Origin of the sequence: Curtobacterium sp. MCLR17_054 (assembly GCF_003234335.2) — a bacterium.
Classification (GTDB): Bacteria; Actinomycetota; Actinomycetes; order Actinomycetales; family Microbacteriaceae; genus Curtobacterium; species Curtobacterium flaccumfaciens.
Genome location: NZ_CP126263.1, coordinates 2,581,569 through 2,597,864 on the forward strand (window position 1 = coordinate 2,581,569; position 16,296 = coordinate 2,597,864).

The following is a 16,296-nucleotide window of genomic DNA, read 5'->3' on the forward strand; positions in this document are numbered from 1 at the left end:
ATGACCGACACCCTGGTCTCCGAGGCACCCCGCACCGACACCGTGCAGGACGCCCCTCCCGGATCCTTCTCCGTCACGGTCATCGTCCGTCGCTTCGACCCCGACGTCGACGACGAGCCGCGCTGGCAGGACTTCGACGTCATGATGCTGCCGACCGACCGCATCCTCGACGCCCTGCACAAGATCAAGTGGGAGCAGGACGGGTCCCTGACCTTCCGCCGCTCGTGCGCGCACGGCGTGTGTGGTTCCGACGCGATGCGCATCAACGGTCGCAACCGCCTGGCGTGCAAGACCCTGATCAAGGACCTCGACGTCTCGAAGCCGATCTACGTCGAGGCGATCAAGGGACTGCCGCTCGAGAAGGACCTCGTCGTCGACATGGAGCCCTTCTTCCAGAGCTACCGCGAGGTGCAGCCGTTCCTGCAGTCCTCGTCGGCCCCGACGCCCGGCAAGGAGCGTGTGCAGTCCGTCGCCGACCGCGCCCGCTTCGACGACACCACGAAGTGCATCCTCTGCGCCGCGTGCACGTCGTCCTGCCCGGTGTTCTGGACCGACGGGCAGTACTTCGGCCCCGCCGCGATCGTGAACGCACACCGGTTCATCTTCGACTCCCGCGACGACGCCGCGAACGTCCGTCTCGACATCCTCAACGACAAGGAAGGCGTCTGGCGCTGCCGCACGACCTTCAACTGCACCGACGCGTGCCCCCGTGGCATCCAGGTGACGAAGGCGATCTCCGAGGTCAAGCAGGCGATCATGCGCGGCCGCGCGTAGTCCCGGCTCCGTCCAAGGCCCAGCACCACGTCGACCGATAGGCTCCCGACCATGACGTTCGCGGACACCCGCCCCATCCTCGACCAGCTCGGCTACACGACCCGGTACGTGCAGCTCCCCGGCGAGACCCTGCACGAACCGCCGGTCGAGGGGGCGCTCCGCATCGTCCAGACCGACGCCTCCGGCTACGCGCTCGAGGTGGTCGACTACGGCACGGCTCGTCGTCTCGCGCAGGCCACGGGCGAGGACGACGCGGTCGAGATGCTGCGCCGCTTCCTGAACCGTCCGTTCCCGGAGCCGCGCGACATCCCTCGTCATGAGCTCGAGGGGCTCCGCGACCGCGCAGCGTCGACCTACCCGCAGCTCGCGCAGCAGGTCGCACAGGCCGGCGAGCAGGGGCTGACCATCCAGATCCCGGCCGGTGTCCCCGTCGACCGCATCGGTGGCCCGGACGGCTACCTGCTGCACCCGCTCGACACCCCGCTGCCCAGCCGGTCACTGCCCCCGCACGTGACCTCCTCGCCGGAGACCCACCGCTACGTCGTCGACCGGCCGTTCCTGGTGAACGTCCGCTTCGTCCAACCGTGGTTCGAGCAGCCGGGTGGCGCCCTGCGCTTCCAGGTCGCCGACCCGGCGGCCACCGTGCGTGACCTGGTGGTCGACGGCGCGCTGGTCCGCCTCCGGGTCGTCTGAGCCCACCGATACACGAACAGCCCGCCCCGCGCTCGATGCGTGGGGCGGGCTGTTCTCGTTCGTGGAGCTACCGCAGGTCGGGGCGGTCGTACCGCGCACCGGCCGGGTTCGACGGCAGGCAGCCGAACACGATGGCCGCGGGGCTCGCGATGAGCGACACGAGCCAGAGCGGGCCCGGCAGGTTCGCGTCGTGGAGTCGGCGCCACGCGAGTGCCAGGTTCGGCACGAGGGTGGCGAGCCACCACAGTCCGAAGAGCCCGAGCAGCACGAAGGCGAACGGCGAAGGCGCCCCCGACACGTCGCGCGAGTACCCGTAGTCGTCCACGACGGTGGTGGACGGGCTGGTGGCGATCAGCAGGGCGATGAAGCCCCCGTAGAGCACGATCGTGACGATGGCGTTGGCCAGGAACCAGTACCAGTACTCACTGCGACCGGCACGGCCGTCGAAGCGGGCGTACTTCTTGAAGAACCGGAGGAAGGCGTCGAGGAACCCGATGCCGTACCAAGGGGCCCACAGCGGCGGAACGCCATCCGGGCCGACCGGTATCGGCTCCGCCAGTTGCGGGTACCCACCGACGTACGGCTGGGCGTACTGCTGGTACGGCTGCTGTCCGTAGCCGGGCTGCTGTCCGTAGCCGGGCTGCTGCCCGTAGCCAGGCTGCTGCCCGTAGCCAGGCTGCTGCCCGTAACCAGGCTGCTGCCCGTAACCCGACTGCTGCCCGTACCCGGGCTGCCCGACGGAGCCCGGCTGCCCGTGAGCAGGCTGGTCACCGGAGCCCGGCTGCCCCTGAGGCTGACCGCCACCCGGCTGACCCCACTGCGGCATCCCGTCGTTGCTCATCGACCGACCCCGGGCCGGTCGTACCGCGCGCCCCGCGAGTTCGACGGCAGCAAGCCGAAGACGATGCCGACGACGCCGACGAACAGCGCGATGATCCAGAGCGCCCCGGACAGGTTCGCGTCGTGCAGGCGCCGCCAGCCGAGGGCGAGCGACGGCACCAGGGTCGCGAGACCCCAGAGCGCCAGCAGGACGAGCACGACCCAGAAGACCGGCGGGACCGGGTCGACGACGGTGATCTCGTTGCCGTAGTAGTCGACGGTCCGGCTGTTGAGCGTGGTGAGGCGGATGACCGTCCCGATGGCCACGAGTGCCCCGGTGACGATCGTGTTCGCCAGGAACCACCACCAGAACTCACTCCGGCTCGCACGGCCGCTGAACGTGGCGTACTTCGCGAAGAAGCGCGCAACTGCCTTCGGGAACGAGATCCCGTACCACGGTGCCCATCGCGGCGGCGTCCCCGCGGCGTCGGTCTGCTGACCGGGCTGCTGCGGGGGCGCCCACTGCTGCGTGCTCTCGGTCATCGGGCGCCCTGCGGACGGTCGAAGCGCGCGCCCTGCGGGTTCGAGGGCAGCAGGCCGAAGACGATGCCGACGATGCCGACGAAGATCGCGATGATCCACAGCGCACCGGGGAGGTTCGCGTCGTGCAGGCGGCGCCAGCCGAGGGCGAGCGTCGGGACGATGATCGCGAGGCCCCAGAGCAGGAACAGGATGCCCGAGATGACGAAGAGCGCGGACGGCTCGGTGACGGTGGACTGGACGCTGGTCGACGTCGAGGACGACATCGACACGGTCGAGCGCTCGGAGGTCGCGAAACCGATGGCGTACAGGATGCCGAGGACGATGCCGACGATCGCGTTGGCGAGGTACCACCACCAGAACTCGCTCCGGCTGGCACGACCGCTGAACGTGGCGTACTTCTTGAAGAAGCGGCCGACGGCCTTGCCGAACGAGATCCCGTACCACGGTGCCCAGAGCGGCGGTTCGCCGTTCGGTCCGGTCGCCGGCTGCTGGCCGTACTGCGGTGCGCCGCCGTACTGCGGTGCGCCGCCGAACTGGGCGTTCGGCTGGTTGTTCGGATCCTGCGGGTACTGGTCGCTCACGTGGTCCCCCTCGAGTGTTGGCTGATGTTCGCGTCTGAGTCAACCAGAACTCCTGAGCGGCGGTCAGAACCGGTTCCGCGCGTCACCCCTGCATCGGACGGTCGTACTGCTGCCCCTGCGGGTTCGACGACATCAGGCCGATGATCAACGAGAACAGGATGCCGATCGGCGGGATGATGAACAACAGGGCGAGCAGGCCGCTGAGGTTGACGTCGTGCAGCCGGCGCACGGTCAACGCGATGAAGCCGAGTGCGCAGGCCAGGCTCCAGAGACTGCCGAGGCCGTCCGAACCGTCGTCGACGAACGGCAGCACGTCGAACCCGCTCCCGATGATGCCGGCGGCAGCCGAACCGATCAGGTACCAGAGCGCCCAGAACCAGTACTCCGACTGACTGGCCCGACCGTCGAAGCGCACGTACTTCTTCCAGAAGCGCAAGAACGCCTGGGGGAAGGGGATGCCGTACCAGGGTGCCCAGAGCGGTGGCTCGGACCTCCCACCACTCGGCCGACCCGGACCGGGCTGCCCGTACTGCCCCGGAGGCTGCTGCCCCCACGGCTGCTGGCCGTACGGGCCCTGCTGTTGCCCGTATGGGTCCCGCGGTGGGTACTGGTCGCTCATCGGTCGGTTCCTTCCGGCGCGGCTGTCGGTCCACACAGAGTGTGGCACTCCCCCGCCCCGATGAGCGTCATCCGCCCGGACGACACCTGACCCGACCGAGGACCTGGCCCGACCACACTGTCAGGGCAGGAGCGCGAGCTTGCCCCCGGGGTGCCCGGACTCCAGCAGCTCCGCCGCCGCCTTCGCCTCCGCCAGCGGGAAGGTCCGCGCCACCGGTACCTCGAGCTGTCCGGCACCAGCCAGATCGATGAGCCGCTGCCGCACCGAGTCACGGAAGGCCTTGCTCGCCGGCTGCGCGCCGCCCACCGCGGCGATGCCGTCTGATGCGGCCCGCGCCTGCGCGGCGATCGTCACGATCCGTGACCGGTCCGCGACCAACGCGAGCGAGACGTCGACGGCCTCATCGGTTCCGACGCAGTCCAGTGCCACGTCGATGCCGGAGGGTGCGAGATCGCGGACACGAGCCTCCAGGCCGTCGCCGTACGCGACCCACTCGCCACCGAAGCGTCGCACGACGTCCGCACCACGCTCCGACGCGGTGCCGATGACGCGGGTGCCGAGCAGCCGCAGCTGCTGGAGCAGGCTGACGCCGACCGCGCCCGAGGCGCCGTGCACCAGGACGGTGTCGCGCCCCTCGGCGCGGGTGACGCGGAGCATGTCGGCGGCGGTCGAGCCGGCGAGGAGCAGGTTGGCGGCCTCCGGGAAGCCGAGCGAAGCGGGCTTCGCGAAGACGTCGGCCGCGGGCACCGTGACCGACTCGGCCCAGCCGCCGCTGACGCGGAACGCGAGGACCTCGTCGCCGACCGTTCCCCCACCCGACGCGATCTCGGTGTCGGGGCCGACGGCGGACAGGACGCCGGCGACCTCGTAGCCGACGGCGATCGGCAGGTCCGCGGGGTCGCCCTGGCGGGTGTGCTTGGTGTCTGCGGGGTTCATGCCGGCGGCGCGGACGGTGATGGTGACCTCGCCGGGGCCGGGTACCGGCACCTCCGTGTCGACGTACTCCAGGACTTCGCTGCCGCCGAACCGTGGGGCCACCCAGTGCTTCGTCATGCTGGCGATGGTACGCGTCGCGACCCCGGAACGGACGGGAGGCCCGTCACCAGCTGGTGACGGGCCTCCCGTTCGTCCGTGCGGACGTCGTCAAGCCGTCCTTGCGGACGTCCTCAGGCGCGCGCGGATCGGATCCGCTCGGTGAACGCGGCGTGCAGCGGGTGCTCCGCAGCGAGACCGGTGATCTGCGTGGCCACGTCCGCGTCGGACGCGTCCGATGCCAACAGCGCCTGCAGCTCGACGCTCTGCTCGTCGTCCGCGACGTCGAAGCGGAGCGCCGCTGCCATCGCGTCGAGGAGCGCGGTGGGCTCGGTGCCGTCCTCGGCCAGCGCGGCGGCGGGCGAGACGAACCGCTCGTCGCGCGACAGCTTGCGGAGCGGCTGACGGCCGACGCGGGTCACCGTGTCGGGCAGGTGCGGGTTCTCGAACCGGCCGATGATCGCCTGCACGTACGCGCGGTGCACCTCAGGGTCGAGCTCGTGCCGGCGGATGAGCAGGTCACTCGTCTCGGCGAGCACGGACTCGAGCTCGGAGCGCACGGCGGGGATCGCGATGGCGTCCGAGATCTTGTCGGCCCCGGCGACGAAGCCGTGGTACGCGACGGTGGCGTGCCCGGTGTTCACGGTGAAGAGCTTGCGCTCGATCGACGCGGCGAGGCCGTCGACGTAGTGCGCGCCGGGGATCTCCGGCTCGTTCCCACCGAACGGCGTGCGGTCGATGGCCCACTCGAAGTAGGTCTCCACGGTGACGTCGAGTCCGCCACCCTCGGGCTGCGCGGGCACGATGCGGTCGACGGCGGTGTTCGCGAAGACGGCCTTGGCCAGGGCGGCGTCGCGGCCGTCCTCGGGCAGGGCGGCGACGATGAACTCGCGCAGGCGGTCCGTGGCGTTGAGGGCGTTCTCGCACGCCATGACGGCGATCGGCGCGGCGTCCGCGTCACGGGCGACGAGCGCGCGGGCGATGACCGGGGCGATGAACTTCAGGACGTTCGGGCCGACGGCGCACGTGACGATGGTGGCCTTCGCGATCTCGGCGACCACGCCGTCCTCGTCCTGTGCGCTGTTCAGTGCGCGGAAGTTCGTGACCTCGTGGTCCTGGGCCCCGGCCCCGACCTCGTGCACGGTGTACGAGTCGGCCGCGGCCAGGGCATCGATGAGCGGGGCGGCGACGTCGGCGAAGACGACCTCGTACCCGGCCTCGTGGAGCAGGAGCCCGACGAAGCCGCGGCCGATGTTGCCGGCGCCGAAGTGGACGGCGGTGCTGGTGCTCACTCGTTGACCTCGCCGAGGATCGACAGGATCGCGGCGGTGTCGGCGGCGTCGGTGAGCTTCTGGACCTCGTCCTCGTCGGAGAACACGATCGCGATCTTCGACAGGATGTCGAGGTGCTCGTTGTTCACGCCGGCGATGCCGACGACGAAGCGCACGGGGTTGCCGTCCCAGTCGATCGGGCTGGCGTAGCGGATGAACGACAGGGCAGACGACTTGATGGCGTCCTTCGCGTCGTTGGTGCCGTGCGGGATGGCGAGGAAGTTGCCCATGTAGGTGGACACGCTCTTCTCACGCTCGAGCATGGCCGGGTAGTAGTCGGCCGTGACCGCGCCCGCAGCCTCGAGGATCTCGGCCGCCTCCTTCATCGCTTCCGACTTGGTCGGCGCGGTGTCCTCGGTGTGGATGCGGATCTGGCTCTCCTGCAGGACGGGCATCGGGGGTTCTCCTTGTGTTGAGGACGAGATGGAGGGGACGGGTCAGCCCCGTCCCCTCCGATACTGCACTTCGTTACTGGTTGTGGCGTTACTGGTTCTTCAGCTGCTCGACGACCTGGTCGTACTGCGGAGCGTTCATGAAGTTGCCGACCGACACGTGCTGCGCGTTCGGGTTCTTCTGCTTCGCGCGGTCCGTCAGTTCTTCCTGCGTGATGATCAGGTCCTCGTCACCGGACAGGTTCGCGATCGCCTTGTTGGAGACCGTGACCCCTTCGATGCCCGCCTTCTTGATCTTGTTGCGCAGGACGCTGGCACCCATCGCACTCGAGCCCATGCCGGCGTCGCAGGCGAAGACCAGGTCCTGGACCTTCGTCGCCGTCGCCGTGCTGGCCGAGCCGACGCCGCCGAGGGAGGCCTCGGCCTCTTCCTCGTTGGCCGGGGAGTTGTTGCCGAGCAGGCCGGCGGTCGCCGAGTTGACGTCGCGGCCCTTGTTCGCCTGGAGCTTCGCCATGGCGGCGCTCATGTCACCGCCACCGTTCGCCAGGTCGCGCTTGCGGCTGGCGAGGAGGAAGAAGGACGAGACCGCGAACGACACCGCGGCGGACAGGATGACCGACAGGATCACGCCGAGGAAGCTGTTGCGCTCCGTGGCACCGAGCACCGCGAAGATCGAGCCGGGCGACGCCGGGGCGACGAGGCCGGACTGGAACGCGACGTTCGTGGCGACACCCGTGGCACCACCGAGGATGACGGCGATGAACAGGATCGGCTTCTGCAGCACGTACGGGAAGTAGATCTCGTGGATGCCACCGAAGAACTGGATGATGATCGCGCCGGGAGCGGTCGAGCGGGCGATGCCGACACCGAAGAAGGTGAAGGCGAGCAGCAGTCCGAGGCCGGGGCCGGGGTTCGCCTCGAGCAGGAACAGGATCGACTTGCCCGACTCGGCGACCTGCGCCGCACCGAGCTGGTCGAGCACACCGTGGTTGATGGCGTTGTTCAGGAAGAACACCTTCGCCGGCTCGATGATGACGCTGGCGAGAGGCAGGAGCGAGTGCTGCACGAGGAAGTCCACCGCGGAGCCGAGGCCCTCGGCGATGAGCTTGAACAGCGGCGCGAGCCAGAAGAACCCGATCATCGCGAGCACGAAGCCCAGGATCCCGGCTGCGTAGTTGTTGACGAGCATCTCGAAGCCGGGCTTGATCTTGCCGTCCCAGATCCGGTCGATCTGCTTGATCAGGTAGGCACCGAGCGGACCACAGATCATCGCGCCGAGGATCATCGTGGTGCCGGAGGCACCGATGATCACACCCATGGTCATGATCGACCCGACGACGGCACCGCGGGTGTCGTAGATCATCCGGCCGCCCTGGATGGCGATCGCGAGCGGGATCAGGTAGGTCAGGATCGGGCCGACGAGGCCGGGGTTGGCGACGCCGGCCGTCTCACCGAACCCACCGAGGACGCCGACGGGCGTCCACCCGGTCTCGATGAAGAAGGCCGTGATGATGCCCCACGCGATGAAGATCGCGATGTTGGGCATGACCATGCCGGAGAGGAACGTGCCGAACTTCTGAACGGCGACGCGTGCGCCGCCCCGCGACTTCGCGGGTGCGTCGGGCGCTGCAACGGACGACGTTGTCATGTGCGGTGACTTTCTGTGTGGTGGAGCTGCTGCGTGGTGCTGGGAGGGGTGGTGCTGGGGGTGGTGGGTCAGGCGGCGTGCACCGCGGAGGCGGCAGCGGACTTCGCGGCCGCCGCCGTGCTCGCGGCGAGTGCCGCCGTCGCCATCTCGCGGGCCTGTTCGAGCGTGTAGCGACCGAGTTCGGCGCGCACGTCGGCCAAGGCCGCGGGGGTCATGGAGAGGGTCGTGGCGCCGAGACCGACCAGGACGACGGCGAGCAGCGGGTCGGCTGCTGCCTCACCGCAGATCCCGACGGCCTTGCCGGCGGTGGCGCCCGCGGAACCGAGCTGCGCGACGAGGCGCAGGACGGCGGGGTGCCACGGGTCCTGGTAGGACGCGACGGTGCCGAGCATGCGGTCGGCGGCCATCGTGTACTGGGTCAGGTCGTTCGTGCCGATCGACACGAAGTCGGCGTTCTGGAACACCTGCTCGGCCATCAGCGCGAGCGACGGCACCTCGGCCATGACACCCGCGGTGCGGATGCCGAGTTCGCGGGCCAGGGTGACGAAGTACTCGGTCTCCTCGGCGTCGGCGACCATCGGGGCCATGACCCACAGGTCGGCCTCGGTCGCGGCGTCGGCCTGGGCGAGCGCGGTGAGCTGGTCGCGCAGGACCTCGGGGTGGTTCCGCAGTGCACGGAGACCGCGGCGCCCGAGGGCCGGGTTCTCCTCGTCCTTGTCGGTGAGGAACGGCAGGGGCTTGTCGGCGCCGGCGTCGAGCGCGCGCACGACGACCTTCTTGCCGGGGAACGCCGCGAGCAGCTGACGGTACGACTCCGTCTGCTCGTCGACCGTGGGGGCCTTCGGCGAGTCGAGGAAGAGGAACTCGGTGCGGAAGAGCCCCACGCCCTCCGCACCGAGAGCAACGGCGCCGGCGGCGTCGGCGGGGCTGCCGAGGTTCGCGAGCAGGGGCACGACGTGACCGTCGGCGAGGGCACCGGCGGTGAGCGGTGCCGCTGCGGCGGCGAGACGGTCGGCGATGCGGCGCTCGACGTCCGCGACCAGTGCGGCGTCGGGGTCGGTGACGACCGTGCCGGCGATGGCGTCCACGACGACGGACTGACCGTCGGTCAGGTCGTCGGCACCGGTCACGCCGACGATGGCGGTGATGCCCTTGGCGCGGGCGAGGATCGCGGTGTGCGAGGTCGGGCCGCCGTCACGGGTGACGAGCGCCAGGACCTTCTCGAGGTCGAGCAGCGCGGTGTCCGCCGGGGCGAGGTCGCGGGCGACGAGGACGAAGGGGGTGTCCGACTCGGGGACGCCGGGGGCGTGCACGCCGCGGAGCTTGGCGATGATGCGCTGGGCGACGTCGTCGAGGTCGGCCGCGCGCTCCCCCATGTAGCCGCCCATGCCGACGAGCAGGTCCCGGAACTGGGCGAACGCCTCGTACACGGCACGCTCGGCGTTGGTGCCACCGTCGATGCGGGTGTGCACGTCGTCGAGGAGCGTCGGGTCCTGCGCCATGAGCGCCTGGGCCTCGAGCACGGCCTGGGCGTCGCCACCGGCGAGCTGTCCGCGCTTGTTGAGGTCGTCCGCCACGGCGGCCAGTGCGTCGTGCACGGCCTGCTTCGCGTCGTCCGCCGAGCCCACCAGGGCGTCCTTCGACGGTTCGCCGAGCGGGTCAGCCATCCGGAGCACGGGGCCGTGGGCAACGCCACGGCCGACGCCGGTGCCGAGCAGTTCGGACATTCGAGACTCCTTCATCTCACACGCGCTTGCGGTGGGGTGGATCGTTCGGTGCACACGACACGGGAACAGACCACGCCCGTGCGGCTGATCAGCACACTACCCCGCTTCGCGTTGACAAACAAACACATCCGGGGATAAAAATGCAGAAACAGATGCCCGTTTGCGTCTGGCGGATCGAACGCACGGGACGACATCGCGGATGTCGTGCCCGAGCATGTCCGTTCCGTTCCGACCCGAGACGACGAGGTCCGATGTACGCACCAGAACGCCACCAGCGCATCGTCGAGCAGGCGCGCGCGCAGGGCCGGGTGGACGTCAAGGACCTGGCCGAGCTGCTCGCCGTCACGCCCGAGACCATCCGCCGCGACCTGACGAGCCTCGAGCGCCGCGGCCTCGTCCGGCGCGCGCACGGCGGCGCGATCCCCGTCGAGCGCATCACCCTGCACCCCGGCGTCGGGGACCGCGGCGGCATCAACCAGACCGAGAAGATGGTCATCGCCGAGGCCGCCCTGGCGGAACTGCCCGAGAACGGCTCGATCATGATCGACGCCGGCACCTCGACCATCTGCCTGGCCGAGCTGCTGCCGACCGACCGCGGGCTGACCGTCGTCACGCACTCGCTCCCCGTCGCCACCGCCGTCGCGAACCGCCCGGGCATCGACCTGCACCTGCTCGGCGGCAACATCCGCAGCGACTCCCTGGCCGGCGTCGGCACCTGGACGCACCAGCTCATCGGCATGGTCAGCGTCGACGTCGCCTTCATCAGCATCAACGGCATCACGCCGGAGCGCGGCCTGACGACCCACAACATGGCCGAGGCCGCCGTGAAGAGCGCGATGATCAAGTCCGCACGACGGAGCATCCTGCTCGCCGACCACACCAAGTTCGGCCGCGAGGAGTTCGGTCGCGTCGCCCCGCTCGCCGCGATCGACACGATCATCACCGACCCCGCCGTCAACCTCGACCTGGTCCGCGAGGTCGAGGCCGCCGGCACCGAGGTCTTCTGGCCCGGCCGACCCTGACCGCGCCCCGTCCCCGCCCACCCAGTGCTCGCTAGCATGAGCCAACCACCCATCGACAGGAGTACATCGATGTCCGAAGCCACCCGCACCGTGACCGTCGCCAGCGCATCCGGCCTGCACGCTCGCCCCGCATCCCTCTTCGTCCAGACCGTGACGGCGTCGGGGCACCAGGTCACGATCGCCAAGGGCGACAAGTCCGGGAACGCCGGCAGCATCCTCGCCCTGCTCGGGCTCGGTATCGAGAACGGCGACGAGGTCACCCTCACCGTCTCGGGCGACGACGCCGAGACCACCGCGGACAGCCTGGTCGAGTTCCTGAAGACGGACCACGACGCGGCCTGATCGCGCAGGTCGCGTCCTGCACGCGACCACCAGACGGACGGGAGGCCCGTGGCTGCGCAGCCACGGGCCTCCCGTCCGTCGTCCGGTCGCCGCTACGGCGCGATGGGCGGGATCGCGCGCAGCTCGCCCCAGGCGAAGGAGCTCTCGGCGATGAAGTCCTGCAGGTCGTCGGCGAGGTCTTGGAGGAGTCCGGGCAGGTCGTCGACGTCCTCGACGAGGCTCCTCGTCCCCTGGGTCTCGCCCCCGATCTCCCAGACGACGCTCATCGAGCCGTCGATGAGTTCGTCCTCCTCGTGGTCGAGTTCCCAGTCCCCGTGCGGGCTCACCCAGAAGCGGGCGGAGCGGAACTCGTCCGGACGGAGCATCTGCGCTGCCACGGGTCGGAACGCGGCGAGCAGTTCGCCGACGGTCATCACGACGGTCATGGGCAGATCGTACGACCGAGGGCTGTCGGCGCCCGCCGATAAGGTGTTCTGCATGACACGCCTGCGCCTCGCATCCGTCAACGTGAACGGCGTCCGCGCCGCCTTCCGCAAGGGCATGGGCGACTGGCTCGCCACCCGCGACGTCGACGTGCTGGCCCTGCAGGAAGTGCGCGCGTCGAGCGACGACCTGGCGGCGCTGCTCGGCGACGAGTGGGACATCGTGCACGACCCGGCGACCGCGAAGGGCCGGGCCGGCGTCGCGATCGCATCCCGACACTCCGCTCAGATCCACCGCGTCGCGCTCGGCCCGGACGACTTCGACTCGGCCGGCCGCTGGCTCGAGGCCGACTACGAGATCGGCGGCACGACCGTCACCGTCGTCTCCACCTACGTGCACTCGGGCGAGGTCGACACCCCGAAGCAGGACGAGAAGTGGAAGTTCCTCGACGCCATGACCGAGCGGCTGCCGGCACTCCGGGAGCACAACCCGCTCGCGGTCGTCGTCGGTGACCTGAACGTCGGGCACGACGAGCGCGACATCAAGAACTGGAAGGGCAACGTCAAGCGAGCCGGCTTCCTGCCGCGCGAGCGCGCCTACTTCTCGCGGTTCTTCGGCGCCGACGGCGAACCGGTCGAGGGTGCCGACGGCTCCACGGGTCCCGGGCTCGGTTGGGTCGACGTGGGCCGTGCCCAGGCCGGCGACGTCGACGGCCCGTTCACGTGGTGGTCGTGGCGCGGGCAGGCGTTCGACAACGACACCGGTTGGCGCATCGACTACCAGATGGCGACGCCCGACCTGGCTGCCAAGGTCACGGAGTACACGGTCGACCGCGCCGCGGCGTACGACCAGCGATGGTCCGACCACGCCCCCGTGGTCGTCGACTACGAACTCTGACCCCTCTACTCTCGCTTCACCTGACGCACCGGAGCACCACCATGACCAAGACCCGCATCTTCTCGGGCATCCAGCCGTCCGCCGGATCGCTGCACCTCGGCAACTACGTCGGGGCGCTCATGCAGTGGAGGACCCTGCTCGACGACTACGACGCCATCTACTGCGTCGTCGACATGCACGCCATCACCTCGCCGCAGGACCCGGCCGAGCTCCGCGCGAACACCCGGGCCACCGCTGCGCAGTACATCGCGTCGGGCATCGACCCGTCCAAGGCGACGCTGTTCGTGCAGTCGCACGTGCCCGCCCACGCCGAGCTCGCCTGGGTGCTGAACACCCTGACCGGCTTCGGCGAGGCGAGCCGGATGACCCAGTTCAAGGACAAGTCGGCACGCCAGGGCGCCGAGGCCGCGTCGGTCGGGCTCTTCACCTACCCGATCCTGATGGCCGCGGACATCCTGCTCTACGACACCAAGGTCGTGCCGGTCGGGGACGACCAGCGACAGCACGTGGAGCTCACGCGCGACCTGGCCGGACGCTTCAACTCGCGGTTCGGCGACACCTTCGTCACCCCCGAGGCACGGATCCTGACCGAGACCGCGCGCATCTACGACCTGCAGGACCCGACCAGCAAGATGAGCAAGTCCGCAGCGTCGGACAACGGCCTCATCCGCCTGCTCGACGACCCGAAGCGCACCGCGAAGAAGATCAAGTCGGCCGTCACCGACGCCGAGCGGGAGATCCGGGCCGACCGCCAGGCCAAGCCCGGTGTGACGAACCTGCTGTCGATCCTGTCGGCGTTCACCGGCACCTCGATCGCCGCGCTCGAGGAGTCGTTCGCCGGCAAGGGCTACGGCGACCTGAAGGGCGACGTCGCCGACGCCGTCGTGGCCGAGCTCGAACCGGTCCGCGCCCGCACGCTCGAACTGCTCGACGACCCGGCGGAGCTCGACCGGCTGCTCGCCGTCGGCGCCGACCGCGCCGAGTCGATCGCGCAGGAGACCCTGGCCCGCGTCTACGACCGCATCGGGTTCGTCCCGCGGTCGCGCGGCTGACCGTGCAGCCCGTCACGCTCGAGTCGGCGCGGGTCCGGCTCGACCTGCCCACCCGCACCGACACCGCGGCGATCACCGAGGCCTGCCAGGACCCGGAGATCGTCCGGTGGACGACGGTGCCGACGCCGTACCGCGAGCAGGATGCCCGGACCTTCGTCGACGCCCTGGTCGGACCGGGTTGGGCCTCGGACCGCGAGTACACGTGGGCGATCCGACCGGCCGGTTCGACGTGGCTCGCTGGCATCATCAGCTACCGCACCGCCGGTCGTGACCTCGGGTTCTGGCTCGCACCGTCCGCGCGCGGTGCCGGACTCATGCACGATGCCGTCCGGCTCGTGGTCGACTGGGCGTTCGAGCAGGGCGCGCCGGACGTCTACTGGGAGTGCTACGAGGGCAACGCAGCGTCGGCAGCGGTCGCCCGTGCGTCCGGGTTCTCGTTCACGGGCCTCGGCGCAGCCCGGGTGCCGGACCGGGACGGCGGCCCGACCGCGGCGTGGACCGCACTGCGACGCGCCGACGGCACCCCAGCCTCCGAGCTCCCCTGGCCCGTCGCCTGAACGCGCTCACAACCGTGGTGACGTGTCACCCAACCACCGCCGGTAGGCTCGGCCCGTGAGCGACACGGCACGACCCACCGAGGTCCGGGCGATGCGCCGCGGGCTCGAACTCGCGGCCCTCGGGCCCGTCGTCGGCGACCACGCCCGCGTCGGCGCCGTGATCCTCTCCCCCACCGGCGAGGTCCTCGCCGAGGGGTGGCACAAGGGCGCCGGCACCCCGCACGCCGAGGTCGACGCGATGGCCAAGGTCGACCCGGCACTGCTGCGCGACGCGACGGCGGTCGTCACCCTCGAACCCTGCAACCACGTCGGCCGCACGGGGCCGTGCGCCGTGGCCCTGCTCGACGCCGGGATCGCCCGGGTCGTGTACGCGATCGACGATCCCGGCGCCGACGTGCACGGCGGCGCCGACCGACTCCGTGCCGCCGGGGTCCAGGTCGTCTCCGGGGTCCTGGCCGACCAGGCCGAGGCGTTCCTCGAACGCTGGCTGCTCTCGGTCCGGCTCGGCCGACCGTGGGTCACCGTGAAGTGGGCGTCCAGCCTGGACGGGCGCGCCGCCGCTGCCGACGGCACGAGCAAGTGGATCACCGGCGCCGCCGCACGGCAGCACGTGCACGAACAGCGCGCAGCCCACGACGCGATCCTCGTCGGCACCGGCACCGTCCTGGCCGACGACCCGAGCCTGACCGCACGCGGGGACGCCGGCGAACTGCTCGCCGACCAGCCGCTCGCCGTGGTGCTCGGCGACCGCCCGGTGCCGGCCGACGCCGCCGTCCGTCGGCACCCGCGGGGGCTCGTCACCCTGCCCGGACACGACCTGGCCACCTCGCTCGGTGCCCTGCGCGGGCACGGGGTGCACTCGGTGTTCGTCGAGGGTGGCCCCACGGTCGCCTCGGCGCTCATCGCCGCCGGACTCGTCGACGAGTACCTGGTGTACATCGCCCCGGTGCTGCTCGGCGGCCCCCGGGTCGCCCTCGACGACCTGGGGGTGGGAAGCATCTCCGACCGTCGGCGGTTGGACGTACTATCGACCACCAGCCTCGGCCCCGACCTGCTGGTCCGAGCCCGACCGCAGCATCCGCAGCACCAGAACCAGCACCAGCACGACCGCCAGCAGCAGCACGACGCGACACCCGGGCTCGGGAACGACGGGCCCACGAACGACCGGAGCACCCCATGACCGATGCGTTGACCTCCCCCACGCCGGGGAGCCCGGTCAAGTTCGAGGTGTCGACGAACGTGCCGACCACCCACGGCACCTTCCAGATGCGCGCCTACCGCGACCTCGTGACGAGCGCGGAGCACGTCGCGATCATCGGCACCCTGCCGGACGGCTCGATGCCGGCCGACGGCGCGCTCGTCCGGGTGCACTCCGAGTGCCTGACCGGTGAGGCCTTCGGCTCACTCAAGTGCGAGTGCGGCCCCCAGCTCGACGCCGCGCTCGACACGATCGCGGCCGAGGGCGGCGTGGTCATCTACCTGCGCGGGCAAGAGGGCCGCGGCATCGGCCTCATCAACAAGCTCAAGGCCTACCGCCTGCAGGAGGACGGTCTCGACACCCTCGACGCCAACCTCGCGCTCGGCCTGCCCGCCGACTCCCGTGCCTACGGCGGCGCCGCGGGCATCCTCGCCGACCTCGGCATCACCCGGGTCCGGCTGCTGTCGAACAACCCGGAGAAGCGCCGCCAGCTCGAGGAGCACGGCATCACCGTCGACTCCCTCGTGCCGCTCGTCGTCGGCATCTCGGCGCAGAACGCCGGGTACCTCGACACGAAGCGCGACCGGATGGGCCACCAGCTGCCCGAGCACCTCGAAGCGGGGGCCGGCGCGGGCGCCTGAGCGCG

18 protein-coding genes and 1 pseudogene are annotated in these 16,296 nt (G+C 70.5%); 9 read left to right on the forward strand and 10 right to left on the reverse strand.

Annotation, left to right across the window (positions count from 1 at the left end; all coding sequences use genetic code 11):
- Complete coding sequence (locus DEJ08_RS12185; RefSeq protein ID WP_017888736.1) at positions 1-774, forward strand: succinate dehydrogenase iron-sulfur subunit; 774 nt, start codon at positions 1-3, stop codon at positions 772-774.
- Between the two features lie 51 nt (positions 775-825).
- A complete protein-coding gene (locus DEJ08_RS12190) occupies positions 826-1,467 on the forward strand; it encodes a TNT domain-containing protein (RefSeq protein WP_111054462.1) in 642 nt (213 codons plus the stop codon).
- Positions 1,468-1,534: 67 nt separating this feature from the next.
- On the opposite strand, the gene DEJ08_RS18915 is transcribed toward DEJ08_RS12190, so the two are convergent.
- The 9 genes from DEJ08_RS18915 to ptsP all read right to left on the reverse strand — a co-directional run bounded on the left by DEJ08_RS18915 (position 1,535) and on the right by ptsP (position 10,159).
- Positions 1,535-2,308 (reverse strand): DUF805 domain-containing protein, encoded by a 774-nt coding sequence (locus tag DEJ08_RS18915; protein WP_349775351.1) that lies wholly within the window; start codon positions 2,306-2,308, stop codon positions 1,535-1,537.
- A complete protein-coding gene (locus tag DEJ08_RS12200; protein WP_111054461.1) occupies positions 2,305-2,829 on the reverse strand; it encodes a DUF805 domain-containing protein in 525 nt (174 codons plus the stop codon). The genes DEJ08_RS18915 and DEJ08_RS12200 overlap by 4 nt, the downstream gene beginning before the upstream one ends.
- Positions 2,826-3,410 (reverse strand): DUF805 domain-containing protein, encoded by a 585-nt coding sequence (locus DEJ08_RS12205; RefSeq protein ID WP_111054460.1) that lies wholly within the window; start codon positions 3,408-3,410, stop codon positions 2,826-2,828. Before DEJ08_RS12205 ends, DEJ08_RS12200 begins: the two co-directional genes overlap by 4 nt.
- A gap of 82 nt (positions 3,411-3,492) precedes the next feature.
- Positions 3,493-4,029 carry a DUF805 domain-containing protein gene (locus DEJ08_RS12210; RefSeq protein WP_111046835.1) on the reverse strand — a complete coding sequence of 179 codons (537 nt, stop codon included), beginning with the start codon at positions 4,027-4,029 and terminating at the stop codon, positions 3,493-3,495.
- Between the two features lie 120 nt (positions 4,030-4,149).
- Entirely contained in the window at positions 4,150-5,082 is a 933-nt protein-coding gene (locus DEJ08_RS12215; protein WP_111054459.1) for an NADP-dependent oxidoreductase, read from the reverse strand.
- A 113-nt stretch (positions 5,083-5,195) separates the two neighbouring features.
- Entirely contained in the window at positions 5,196-6,353 is a 1,158-nt protein-coding gene (locus DEJ08_RS12220) for a mannitol-1-phosphate 5-dehydrogenase (protein ID WP_111054458.1), read from the reverse strand.
- Entirely contained in the window at positions 6,350-6,787 is a 438-nt protein-coding gene (locus DEJ08_RS12225) for a PTS mannitol transporter subunit IIA (protein ID WP_071244331.1), read from the reverse strand. Before DEJ08_RS12225 ends, DEJ08_RS12220 begins: the two co-directional genes overlap by 4 nt.
- An 88-nt stretch (positions 6,788-6,875) precedes the next feature.
- Complete coding sequence (locus DEJ08_RS12230; RefSeq protein WP_111054457.1) at positions 6,876-8,432, reverse strand: PTS mannitol transporter subunit IIBC; 1,557 nt, start codon at positions 8,430-8,432, stop codon at positions 6,876-6,878.
- 68 nt (positions 8,433-8,500) lie between these two features.
- Positions 8,501-10,159, reverse strand: coding sequence for a phosphoenolpyruvate--protein phosphotransferase (gene ptsP, locus DEJ08_RS12235; RefSeq protein WP_111046832.1), 1,659 nt, complete (start codon positions 10,157-10,159; stop codon positions 8,501-8,503).
- A 251-nt stretch (positions 10,160-10,410) separates the two neighbouring features.
- Between ptsP and DEJ08_RS12240 the strand changes: the two genes are divergently transcribed.
- Positions 10,411-11,181: a DeoR/GlpR family DNA-binding transcription regulator gene (locus tag DEJ08_RS12240; protein WP_027466423.1), complete on the forward strand. Its 771-nt coding sequence runs from the start codon at positions 10,411-10,413 to the stop codon at positions 11,179-11,181.
- Positions 11,182-11,250: 69 nt separating this feature from the next.
- Positions 11,251-11,523 (forward strand): HPr family phosphocarrier protein, encoded by a 273-nt coding sequence (locus tag DEJ08_RS12245; protein ID WP_022905912.1) that lies wholly within the window; start codon positions 11,251-11,253, stop codon positions 11,521-11,523.
- Positions 11,524-11,615: 92 nt separating this feature from the next.
- Here DEJ08_RS12245 and DEJ08_RS12250 read toward each other — a convergent pair whose 3' ends face one another.
- Positions 11,616-11,948: a hypothetical protein gene (locus DEJ08_RS12250; RefSeq protein ID WP_111054456.1), complete on the reverse strand. Its 333-nt coding sequence runs from the start codon at positions 11,946-11,948 to the stop codon at positions 11,616-11,618.
- Positions 11,949-12,000: 52 nt separating this feature from the next.
- Here DEJ08_RS12250 and DEJ08_RS12255 point away from each other — a divergent pair, with 52 nt between their 5' ends.
- From DEJ08_RS12255 to ribA, 5 genes and pseudogenes are all read left to right on the forward strand, one after another.
- On the forward strand, positions 12,001-12,843 hold the full coding sequence (locus DEJ08_RS12255) for an exodeoxyribonuclease III (protein ID WP_071244335.1): 843 nt from the start codon (positions 12,001-12,003) through the stop codon (positions 12,841-12,843).
- 41 nt (positions 12,844-12,884) lie between these two features.
- Positions 12,885-13,895 carry a tryptophan--tRNA ligase gene (gene trpS, locus DEJ08_RS12260; RefSeq protein ID WP_111054455.1) on the forward strand — a complete coding sequence of 337 codons (1,011 nt, stop codon included), beginning with the start codon at positions 12,885-12,887 and terminating at the stop codon, positions 13,893-13,895.
- Between the two features lie 2 nt (positions 13,896-13,897).
- Positions 13,898-14,452, forward strand: coding sequence for a GNAT family N-acetyltransferase (locus DEJ08_RS12265; protein ID WP_181438981.1), 555 nt, complete (start codon positions 13,898-13,900; stop codon positions 14,450-14,452).
- Between the two features lie 91 nt (positions 14,453-14,543).
- Positions 14,544-15,632 carry a bifunctional diaminohydroxyphosphoribosylaminopyrimidine deaminase/5-amino-6-(5-phosphoribosylamino)uracil reductase RibD gene (ribD, locus tag DEJ08_RS12270; RefSeq protein ID WP_258367053.1) on the forward strand — a complete coding sequence of 363 codons (1,089 nt, stop codon included), beginning with the start codon at positions 14,544-14,546 and terminating at the stop codon, positions 15,630-15,632.
- 29 nt (positions 15,633-15,661) lie between these two features.
- A pseudogene (ribA, locus tag DEJ08_RS12275) lies at positions 15,662-16,291 on the forward strand (GTP cyclohydrolase II); the annotation flags it as partial.
- Between the last annotated feature and the right edge of the window lie 5 nt (positions 16,292-16,296).

Excerpts from the sequence above, each read along its gene's own strand:
- DEJ08_RS12215 (WP_111054459.1), bottom strand. The coding sequence starts at position 5,082 with ATGACGAAGCACTGGGTGGCCCCACGGTTCGGCGGCAGCGAAGTCCTG.
- DEJ08_RS12250 (WP_111054456.1), bottom strand. The coding sequence starts at position 11,948 with ATGACCGTCGTGATGACCGTCGGCGAACTGCTCGCCGCGTTCCGACCC.
- DEJ08_RS18915 (WP_349775351.1), bottom strand. The coding sequence starts at position 2,308 with ATGAGCAACGACGGGATGCCGCAGTGGGGTCAGCCGGGTGGCGGTCAG.
- DEJ08_RS12245 (WP_022905912.1), top strand. The coding sequence starts at position 11,251 with ATGTCCGAAGCCACCCGCACCGTGACCGTCGCCAGCGCATCCGGCCTG.
- DEJ08_RS12255 (WP_071244335.1), top strand. The coding sequence starts at position 12,001 with ATGACACGCCTGCGCCTCGCATCCGTCAACGTGAACGGCGTCCGCGCC.
- ptsP (WP_111046832.1), bottom strand. The coding sequence starts at position 10,159 with ATGTCCGAACTGCTCGGCACCGGCGTCGGCCGTGGCGTTGCCCACGGC.
- ribD (WP_258367053.1), top strand. The coding sequence starts at position 14,544 with ATGCGCCGCGGGCTCGAACTCGCGGCCCTCGGGCCCGTCGTCGGCGAC.
- trpS (WP_111054455.1), top strand. The coding sequence starts at position 12,885 with ATGACCAAGACCCGCATCTTCTCGGGCATCCAGCCGTCCGCCGGATCG.
- DEJ08_RS12230 (WP_111054457.1), bottom strand. The coding sequence starts at position 8,432 with ATGACAACGTCGTCCGTTGCAGCGCCCGACGCACCCGCGAAGTCGCGG.
- DEJ08_RS12185 (WP_017888736.1), top strand. The coding sequence starts at position 1 with ATGACCGACACCCTGGTCTCCGAGGCACCCCGCACCGACACCGTGCAG.
- DEJ08_RS12190 (WP_111054462.1), top strand. The coding sequence starts at position 826 with ATGACGTTCGCGGACACCCGCCCCATCCTCGACCAGCTCGGCTACACG.
- DEJ08_RS12240 (WP_027466423.1), top strand. The coding sequence starts at position 10,411 with ATGTACGCACCAGAACGCCACCAGCGCATCGTCGAGCAGGCGCGCGCG.
- DEJ08_RS12210 (WP_111046835.1), bottom strand. The coding sequence starts at position 4,029 with ATGAGCGACCAGTACCCACCGCGGGACCCATACGGGCAACAGCAGGGC.
- DEJ08_RS12200 (WP_111054461.1), bottom strand. The coding sequence starts at position 2,829 with ATGACCGAGAGCACGCAGCAGTGGGCGCCCCCGCAGCAGCCCGGTCAG.
- DEJ08_RS12225 (WP_071244331.1), bottom strand. The coding sequence starts at position 6,787 with ATGCCCGTCCTGCAGGAGAGCCAGATCCGCATCCACACCGAGGACACC.